We start from the raw sequence: 8,580 nt of genomic DNA, 5'->3' as shown, positions 1-8,580 counted from the left end.
ATCAGAGGCAATAACTGTACCCGTGTGAGAATCATTTATATGACTCACCATGTTCATGCCGCCCGCAAACGGCTCGACATAAACCGTCTCTTTTGTTAATTGCTCTAGAATGAATGGCGCAATATATTTTGCGATACGTGATTTACTTCCCATGTATTTCACCCTTATCCCTCCACTCTATTTATTGGCGCAGCCAGAAAACAAAAAAAAGCCACGCCATGCGCAGCCTTGAATTAGTTCCGTTATCGGAATTCCGGTATCGGATGAATATCAATTAGTTAGGATTGCAGATGTGAAAAAACCCCGCGAGTGCGGGGCTATGGATACTATTTCCCGTTCGGCATCTTTCTTGCCGCCCAGTGGCGATCATGCTCTTCTGGTGTCGCGCTTTGGTCTTCGAAAGCATCACCAATTTTCAAGCCATCCGGCAAAAGTGCCCATGCAACATAGAAATACCGAGGTTCGAACTCCGATCCAATCCACGGCCAGATACCGCCGTATTCCCCGTCGAAAAATCTGACGTAACCAATATGCCAACCATCGCAGGGGTTGTAGATCAAAACCTCTTTGCCATCCATATCGAGTGTGGGTTGTTCAGATGCAGGACAGATAACTAAGGATTCTGTGATTGGTGAAGACATGCGTTCCTCCAGAAAGTGAAAAACCCCGCCGAAGCGAGGTCTGGGAATTCAATAAGCTGGTGACATAGCTATTACTCTTATCACGATATACCGTAAATTTCGTTACGAAAAGCCTTTATGCTATTTTTTCTGTCGGGATGGCTTTATGCGTCCAGCTATCCATTTCCAACGTCACCCCTGCCATGATCAAACAGGCCTCTATAAAGGTTTCTGCGACCATAAGATTTTGACGTATTTTGCCCTCAGAGCATTTCTTTTTTCTGGCTATTTCTGATTTCGAAATGTCGTGGATGTAATGCAATTCGATTAACTCAAACTCATCTGTACGCCCTGATTTGATTAATCGTCCTACCGCGCTATCTACAGCAATGCCATCGTTATCACAGCAAGATAGCCTTGATTTTGACGTGGAAGGCAGCAACCCTTTGAAGCCTGCCGCAATAGATGAATAATTGATACTGCTGTGTCCACTTGCTGCCCATCCACCCCAGCGCTCCAATACCAATTGAATGTCACGCATCAACACATTCCCCCACCAGATTAAGGATAATGCTGTCGGTCAGCTCATGATCATGGAACCGCTCTTCTTCTAACACCCATTTGCAGACGTCTATCGCTTCCTGACGGCTTATCGGCTGAATGGTGGCGAGTTTCCCTTCAAGATAATCTTCCCGGTCATAGATATAATACCGCTCATCACCGTATCCGCCCGGATTTAGCTCTTTGTCTGCCACGTTGCGCATCTGATATAACCAGTCCCAGTAAAGGAATTCACGAACAACATCAGACAGGGTATGCGGTTCGGGGAGCTGTTCAGCAAAGCCTTTCGCCGTTGCTTTTCGCAATTTCTCAGTTTCGTTAACACGATCACCGCGCATACATCCTTCTGCCTTTTCTGTTTCGTTCCAGTAGTAGAAAGGCTCATAAATGTCTGCCAATTCCCCCACCAGCATTAATTTCTCCGGTTCGGTCAGTTCCAGTGCGGCTTCGTAGCTGGCAAAAGATGCCCTCACCTGACTGGCTTTTTTAATCTGTTCTTTTGCCCGATCAATATAACCCTGCGGGTTATCCATGCTCATGGTGCCAAAGGCTATCTGGAAAGGATGTGCACCCGATTTCATCAGGTAATCAGAGTATTTCTGCTGGGCTGCCTTGGGGGTGATTTTCAGCTTCTTCAAGGCTTCCTCAGCGGCCTCAAGGTGGGCGGGTTCATTGGTCTTAATGACTGCCAGTACCCACAGGTAAGCATCCACCTGTTTGTTGCCGGTGATTTTGCGCTGAACCGGTAGCGGCTTCACCGTTGCCAGTGCCGTGCTGTAACGAGGCTCAGGGATAGTGAAAAGGGTTTTGTGTGCTGTGTTGTCCATCATTATGCTGTCTCCCGCTGCTTTTTCATAAATTCTCTTTCTCTGGCTTGACAACCGTTCTGGAGCAGGTCGTTAAAATCCCCCAGATCGGGGTATCTCACACTGACACGCTCTATGTCATTATTTGCTTTCAGATTTTTAGTGGCACAGGCATAGGCCGCCGCTTCCCCGGTTGCACTCCAGTCGTTATCTGCAAAGATAATGAGGTGCTTAACGCCACGGGGAGCGAGAAATTTAGCCATATGTCCGGCATTCATGGTTGACCACGTATTCACCCCGTAAATCTGCTTACAGGACAGTGCTGTCTCGATGCCCTCAGCAATCCCCAGTGTGGAAGCTACCGGGAACATCCGAATAGCCACCGATTCAGCGTGCGCCAGATAGCTGTCTTCCTGTAGTGACATCATTTTCTTTGTCACGTCCAGCGGCGCTTTCCGATCCCCATCCAAATAGGTTCGGTGCAGGTAACATAATTGACCGCGTGAGTCCGTTGCCAATGCCCACATCGCCTGATAATCCCCTTGGTATGTCGGCTGCTTTTTACAGAAGCGGATTTGTTCAATAGGCTGATTGCTGTAGATCCCCCGGCTTTGAAGGTATTTTTCCGCTGAGGTGCCTTTCAGTTCCGGCATGCGTGAGTAAAGGGTGATTATCTTTTGGCGGTTATCTGCGACTGTGCTCACTTTGGGTTTCGGTATCACGTTTTCACGCTGAATACCCAATAGCTGATCAATCTCATCGGCCAGCACCTTAAATTCTTTGCCCTGAGTCAATCTCAGTAGTGCCCAGCCGTCCCCGGCATTGCAGGTACAAATGAAGGTTCCGCGCCCATCACGGTCATCAATGCGGAATTTGCCCTTTTGCTTACAGATTGGGCACTTCCCTTTGAAGTGTTTCTTGCCTGTCACGGGCGGTAATTTGTAATAGGCGAAAACTTTAGGCCAGTGCCCAATAACAGCCTCGGTCGTATTTATTCTGTTCACAGCCTGTCTCCCTGATGTGATGGTCTGCCCAATTTTTCACGAATATCGCGCACTTTTTGATGAGCAACCTCAAGGCGCATTTCCTGCTGCTCGTTGCTGGACGGTTGCACCTGTTCCGCTTTTTTGCGGGATTTCGCGAAGGCAATTTGTTTGTGCTTGATGAAATTACTGACTTCGGGCGTTAGCTCTTGTGGGGTGTCATGCAATCCACGCGGATAAGCGCCAAACTTGTCTTTAAAGGTATTTGATACCCAGCCGTCACTGATCGCCTTGCCCTGTGAGGCACGCTGGTTCTGGTAATACTTCAACTGCGAGTAGAAACTCTGTTTTTCGGCCTGCGTATAGACCCGCGCTTTCTGGTCGAGTTTTTTGATAGTACGGCTGGTGTCGACGTCAATGTCTTCACCCATCAGCGGCTTAAAGCCACACTTCGGGCAGACATAAACCCCCGCCGGTTTCATGTAGTGGCAGGACGGGCATTCTTTCGGTAATTTCTCCCGCTTCTCCTGCTCCCTGTCGCTGGAGCGGGTTTTCATGCCGTCATTCTTACGGGGCAGCTCGTCATATTCGATATCGTCCGGGTAGCCGAGACGGTGAACCGAACCGGAGTGATCGAAGATAAGGCAGGCTTCTTTGCCCGGTGCGGTACGCAAGCCCCTGCCAAGACATTGAACCCAGCGGATTTCTGACTTCGTAGGGCGGGCATAAATGATGCACCGGACATCACTATCAAACCCCGCAATCAAGGTGCCTACGTTCACAATCACTTTTGTTGCGCCCTGTTCGAAGCGGTGAATGATAATCTGGCGATCTTCATGGGGGGTCTCGGCCGTAATGATATCGGCGTTGATCCCTGCACGATTAAACTCCACGGTCACAAAGTTGGCATGGCTGACCGTCACGCAGAAACAAATGGTTGGCTGGTTATTACCATTCGCCAGCCAGTTGCTGACAATATCCCCGACCAGATCAGAGCCGCACATGATTTCAGCAATCTCCGCCTCTTTGTAATCACTGCCGTATTCAGCACTTTGATTGCTTTTTACGCCGCTTAAATCGGGCTTGGTGGGCGCATAGAATTCGTACTTGCTCAGATCTCCACGCTGAATCAGCTCTTTCATCGTGGTGGGCTTAATCAGTTTTTCGTAGTAGTGACCAAGGAACGGGGCGAAAGGTGTGCCCGATAACCCGATTACCGGAAAGTCACTGTCACGGATAATTTCCAGCATCCGCTTACGGCGTAAGTGCGCCTCGTCGATAATCAGTAAATCGATATTGTCGGGAAACTCACGGCGGATAATGGTATCGGCTGAGGCAATCTGAATCAGTCGGGTTGGGTCATAGTTGGGATGGTCACGCCAGACGTAACTGATTTCGCGCTCAGGTAAGCCATACTCGATAAAGCGGGTTGCCGTCTGGTCTACGAGGATCGTATACGGCACACAAAACATGACACGCATTCCACGGGATACATAACCGTCAGTAACGAAAGCCGCCAGCCCTGTTTTGCCCGAACCTGTGGGACTGTACACCATAAAAGTACGGTGCTGTTTCCAGCCCTGACGCAGCATGTTTAACGCGCGTTCCTGTGCAAAGTTAGGTGTGATGTTCAACATGAGATCGCCCCCTGTTTATTTTTCGGCGCCGTCGTGCGATACTCCGTGTCAGGGAATTGCTTTCTGGTGATACCCGTTGCAAGAGCCGATACGGTTCCATTTGCCAAAGTCTTACCGTTCGGCTTCTTGCGCCCCACCCCATTGCTATTCTTTGTTAACATTGATGCCTCCACTTGAATAACTTCCACTGCCAGAGGACAAGCCTTTTTCTTATTCCTATTTAGCCGTCTAGCCACCTGTCCCATTTTGTAACCCCTACAGTGATCTACATTAAGATCTGAGTTCTTCCTCTTGGCTGTGCCTTCCCTAACACCCCTTTCAAAGATCACCCCCCAAACCCCCCTAGAAAGTTTTCCCCTCTTCCCCAGAAAATGCGTATAGCCATCTAAGCGTCTAAACATCTCATCCCCTTAATTTTTTGATTGTTGATTTACTGTCTTCGGCTGCTCTGTATAACCCTGTGCCGCCTTCTCATACTTCGTGACAAACTCTCTAAGCCTGATATTTGCTGCCCGTCGTGCTGCGTTGTCTTTCCGGTATGAGACTGGCTCGCTATCCCATGCTGCTTGATACACTTCTGAGTACTTCGCGGTGATCTTTGCTCTGGTGCTGGCTCTCAGCTTCGCCAACATTTCTTGTATCCATGCGCCATCGTTAGGGTAGAAATGCGATGGCATGGTGACTTTGGTGAAATTAGGAAACATGGCCATGTTTTGCGGGCGGCGGAAACACTTTAGGCAGATCGGGGCGTAACTCGTGGGCTTGAACTGCGCCGTTAGTTGCCTCAACAATAAGCACCACATTCTCTGGTGAGATTTTTTTCTTCCCTGTCAACCAGTCACTGACTGTGGACTGAGCTTTACCTATGTGCTCTGCAAATTTCCTTTGGCTACCCCAAAGTCTTATCGCTTTTCTTATCGCTTTTTCTATTGCCGTGTTGTTCATGATCCTCTCACATCAAATTAATCGCTATAGCTATTATACAAATGGTAGAACAATAATCAAATGCTATAGCGATTTTGATTTATTATCGCTATGGCGATATAATGAATGCATCAAGAAATTTATTAACGATTTCACAAAGGTAAAGAAAATGACATTCACAGAAAGGCTAAATCGAGCAATGCATGAAGGCGGGTTTAGCCAAGGTTCATTGGCTAAGGCTGTAGGAATGGCTCAATCCAGCGTATGGAAGCTAACCTCCGGAACCGCAAGTCGCACTACTAGGCTCGTTGATATCGCTCGTGTTTTAGGTGTTCGTCCGGAATGGTTGTCCGATGGAAAGGAGCCAATGAGAGAGGAAGAAAGTAGTGAATCAGAAAAAAATGACATAGAGCTAATTGAATATAACGGGATGTTTTTAGTTGATATATACGAAGAGGATATACCTACTGGCGAGCAGATAATGATCCCGAATTTAGTGGAATCCAATACCTGTAAAGCATACAAACTACAAGTTAATAGTGGATGCGCGGAAGCTCCTGCGGGCACCATTATAGTTATTGATAGTAATGAGACAGCAGGAACAAATGACCTAATATATGCCAGAGTTAACAACATGTTATCAATTTATAGGTTTATTCAAGGCGGCTCTCATGGATATCTGTCTGTTGATGATACCCGTGTACCGCTAATTGATATTGGAAACTCAGATGTTGAAGTTCTCGGTGTCGTTGTATACCTCCTCCGAAACATGAAAAATCGCTGATCTTTATCCTTCTCTACCATTTCTTTATCTGGGACGGGAGTTGCATACCTCCCTGTTCCTATTCTAATTAGCTGAGGCAATTTCACCCTCCTAAACTGTACACACATACAGTAATATACTGCATTAATTATTTCCTATTTGCAATAACATAATCTCTTTATTTAATTTCATAAAAATCAACATACTAATCACGTTTCAGGAGAACAAATAAAAAAATAATCGCTTTAGCGGTTGACATGGTAACCGCTATAGATATTATATTTACAAGCAGCACGGAAAAGACAACCAAACTCCTAGAAACAGTATATTCAGCCGGAGGGGCTAATGGAAAGTTGCACGCAATCCACAAATTATAATTTAGACCTTGTTCAGAAATACAACATTGTTGATTTATATTCAGCTAACTATAGAAACAAAAAACATACTAATCATTCACTACATAAAGGGCGTTTCGGAACTGAAACGGTATATTCTTTATATATCAAAAATGGAAAGCTGATGATATTAGTTGATGCGTTTAAAAGTTTAAATGACGCAAATGATCAAGCAAAATCCATTATTAATAATCACCCAGAGTTAGTAAAAATACTAAATTTCATTGAGTGAAAATCATGAAAACTTTTATCTTCGGCGCAATAGAGCGCTCCAACATGAAACAAAGCCGCCCTATATGTATTAAGGCTCAGGCAACTAATGAGCAGGAAGCGAGAAAGTCACTAGCTCCTACGCATGTAATTTTAGGCTGGATGGGGCAGATAGTTAATCGTAACTGAGATAAATAATATTAATTATGAGGCAACCCAGAATGAAACTATCAATCGTTTTAAACCAAAATGATGCAAATAAAATTTTAGGTGATGGAGGTTTTTTTGACAACCCAGAGGAGAGAATCAAAGATCGATTGGAGATTGTTCTTTCTCGATTTTATCCAACAGACGTTGATGTTATTGTTAGTATAAAAGATGTGTCACTGTCTAGCATCGTGGCTGAATCATTTGAAGAAGAAGAAAAAGATTTTGATTTGGCTGAATTGTTTTATAACAAATGGAATATCCAGATTGAATTTTCTAATAGTAATATTGCTAATGAGGGGTTTATAGAGCAACTGGCTAAAATTTACAAAGATCATTGTGATCTTGATTTAGTTAAAATAAAAGATAATAGTATTTATAATAAATATAAACTGATTAATAAAAAAGGCGAAATTATATCTTATGTTTACCATGACAGTATTAATAATAAAATTTGGCCTGATTTTGCTGATTGATAGGATAAATAACAAAAAATATTACATGACAGATAATAAGGAATTAAAAAATGAATAAATTAATTGGCGGTAAATCTTATTTGCAGAATATACTTGAAGTTAATGAAGAAATGCAGGCTATATTAGTGCCGTTATTAACGGCAGTTGAAAATGAAGCTAACTCTGATACTCACGTAATGTTACGCGCCGTCCGTAGATTATCAATGGATCAATATGAAGACATTAACGAATTAGATTGCATTCTTGATTCAATTATTGAAACAAAAAAAACATGCTCTGATTTAAAAATTGAATTAGAACTAGCTAAAAATGCAATTGAAAGATCGAGAGTGTTAATAAGTAATCTTATTGATGCCGGAGAAGATGATGATACCACTACTGCACTGGTCGTAATATCAGAATATATTATTGCAGCGGGGCAAGAAATAGCGCAAGTCAGAGGAATTAATTAATTATGAAAACATTTAAACCCATTGAGAACGCAACTGATCTGGAAATTCTGATAGAACCACGTGAAGTCTATGTTGTTCGCGGTGCTAACAAAGCATATCTGAGTGAGAAAGGCGCACTGAATAAACTGGCTTACGTTCGGGCGCAAAAGCAGTTCAATGCAGAAGACAGACCAAGCAACTTCCCTGCCGAAGAAGTCATTCAGGAAGACGGCACCCCTGCATTACGCAATGGTGAGATGCGCCCTGAGTTTATAGAGCGACATGCTCAGGTACTGGAAGAACTGAAAGCCCGCGTCAGGCGCGAAAGAGAAAAGATAGCTCTACAGAAGAAGTATTCAAAAGCAATGAATAAAATTAACTCATTACATATAACGATAACTGAGTTAGAAATACAAATAGCCGAATTAGAATAATAAAAAATAACAAAACAAATTTAATTACAGCGCTATCGCTGGGGAAACACTCACCCTAAAAATGGGGAATAAAAAATGACTCAATCAACTTTGCTTGAAAGAAAACGAAAGGCATTTATTCACGTCAAATTAA

General features: G+C 44.1%; 15 protein-coding genes. 6 read left to right on the top strand and 9 right to left on the bottom strand.

Features of this window, described 5'->3' with window-relative positions:
* The 9 genes from Xkoz_RS26475 to Xkoz_RS18515 all read right to left on the bottom strand — a co-directional run.
* A partial coding sequence (locus Xkoz_RS26475; protein WP_208615308.1) for a DNA adenine methylase occupies positions 1-153 on the bottom strand: 153 nt, incomplete at its 3' end.
* 173 nt (positions 154-326) lie between these two features.
* The gene (locus tag Xkoz_RS18550) at positions 327-641 is read right to left on the bottom strand and encodes a hypothetical protein (RefSeq protein ID WP_208615307.1); all 315 of its coding nucleotides are present in this window, start codon (positions 639-641) and stop codon (positions 327-329) included.
* 115 nt (positions 642-756) lie between these two features.
* A complete protein-coding gene (locus tag Xkoz_RS18545; RefSeq protein WP_099143424.1) occupies positions 757-1,161 on the bottom strand; it encodes an antiterminator Q family protein in 405 nt (134 codons plus the stop codon).
* On the bottom strand, positions 1,154-2,014 hold the full coding sequence (locus Xkoz_RS18540; RefSeq protein ID WP_244183518.1) for a helix-turn-helix domain-containing protein: 861 nt from the start codon (positions 2,012-2,014) through the stop codon (positions 1,154-1,156). Before Xkoz_RS18540 ends, Xkoz_RS18545 begins: the two co-directional genes overlap by 8 nt.
* Positions 2,011-2,991: a DUF7146 domain-containing protein gene (locus tag Xkoz_RS18535; protein WP_099143422.1), complete on the bottom strand. Its 981-nt coding sequence runs from the start codon at positions 2,989-2,991 to the stop codon at positions 2,011-2,013. The genes Xkoz_RS18540 and Xkoz_RS18535 overlap by 4 nt, the downstream gene beginning before the upstream one ends.
* Positions 2,988-4,607, bottom strand: a complete 1,620-nt coding sequence (locus Xkoz_RS18530; RefSeq protein WP_099143421.1) for a DEAD/DEAH box helicase — start codon at positions 4,605-4,607, stop codon at positions 2,988-2,990. Before Xkoz_RS18530 ends, Xkoz_RS18535 begins: the two co-directional genes overlap by 4 nt.
* The gene (locus Xkoz_RS21425) at positions 4,601-4,768 is read right to left on the bottom strand and encodes a hypothetical protein (protein WP_167386628.1); all 168 of its coding nucleotides are present in this window, start codon (positions 4,766-4,768) and stop codon (positions 4,601-4,603) included. Before Xkoz_RS21425 ends, Xkoz_RS18530 begins: the two co-directional genes overlap by 7 nt.
* A 249-nt stretch (positions 4,769-5,017) precedes the next feature.
* Positions 5,018-5,239 (bottom strand): hypothetical protein, encoded by a 222-nt coding sequence (locus tag Xkoz_RS18520; RefSeq protein WP_244183517.1) that lies wholly within the window; start codon positions 5,237-5,239, stop codon positions 5,018-5,020.
* 61 nt (positions 5,240-5,300) lie between these two features.
* Positions 5,301-5,552 carry a transcriptional regulator gene (locus Xkoz_RS18515; protein WP_099143419.1) on the bottom strand — a complete coding sequence of 84 codons (252 nt, stop codon included), beginning with the start codon at positions 5,550-5,552 and terminating at the stop codon, positions 5,301-5,303.
* 148 nt (positions 5,553-5,700) lie between these two features.
* Between Xkoz_RS18515 and Xkoz_RS18510 the strand changes: the two genes are divergently transcribed.
* The 6 genes from Xkoz_RS18510 to Xkoz_RS18485 all read left to right on the top strand — a co-directional run bounded on the left by Xkoz_RS18510 (position 5,701) and on the right by Xkoz_RS18485 (position 8,447).
* Complete coding sequence (locus Xkoz_RS18510; protein ID WP_099143418.1) at positions 5,701-6,315, top strand: helix-turn-helix domain-containing protein; 615 nt, start codon at positions 5,701-5,703, stop codon at positions 6,313-6,315.
* Between the two features lie 324 nt (positions 6,316-6,639).
* Complete coding sequence (locus Xkoz_RS18505) at positions 6,640-6,921, top strand: hypothetical protein (RefSeq protein WP_099143417.1); 282 nt, start codon at positions 6,640-6,642, stop codon at positions 6,919-6,921.
* Between the two features lie 5 nt (positions 6,922-6,926).
* Positions 6,927-7,088, top strand: coding sequence for a host cell division inhibitor Icd-like protein (locus Xkoz_RS26470; RefSeq protein ID WP_099143416.1), 162 nt, complete (start codon positions 6,927-6,929; stop codon positions 7,086-7,088).
* 32 nt (positions 7,089-7,120) lie between these two features.
* Positions 7,121-7,582, top strand: coding sequence for a hypothetical protein (locus Xkoz_RS18495; protein WP_099143415.1), 462 nt, complete (start codon positions 7,121-7,123; stop codon positions 7,580-7,582).
* Between the two features lie 50 nt (positions 7,583-7,632).
* A complete protein-coding gene (locus Xkoz_RS18490; RefSeq protein WP_099143414.1) occupies positions 7,633-8,034 on the top strand; it encodes a hypothetical protein in 402 nt (133 codons plus the stop codon).
* 2 nt (positions 8,035-8,036) lie between these two features.
* Positions 8,037-8,447 carry a hypothetical protein gene (locus tag Xkoz_RS18485; protein WP_099143413.1) on the top strand — a complete coding sequence of 137 codons (411 nt, stop codon included), beginning with the start codon at positions 8,037-8,039 and terminating at the stop codon, positions 8,445-8,447.
* Positions 8,448-8,580: the final 133 nt, after the last annotated feature.

The organism is Xenorhabdus kozodoii, assembly GCF_002632875.1.
GTDB classification, from domain to species: domain Bacteria; phylum Pseudomonadota; class Gammaproteobacteria; order Enterobacterales; family Enterobacteriaceae; genus Xenorhabdus; species Xenorhabdus kozodoii.
Note: the sequence above shows the minus strand (reverse complement) of the source record. Positions and strands in the feature narration are given on the sequence as shown.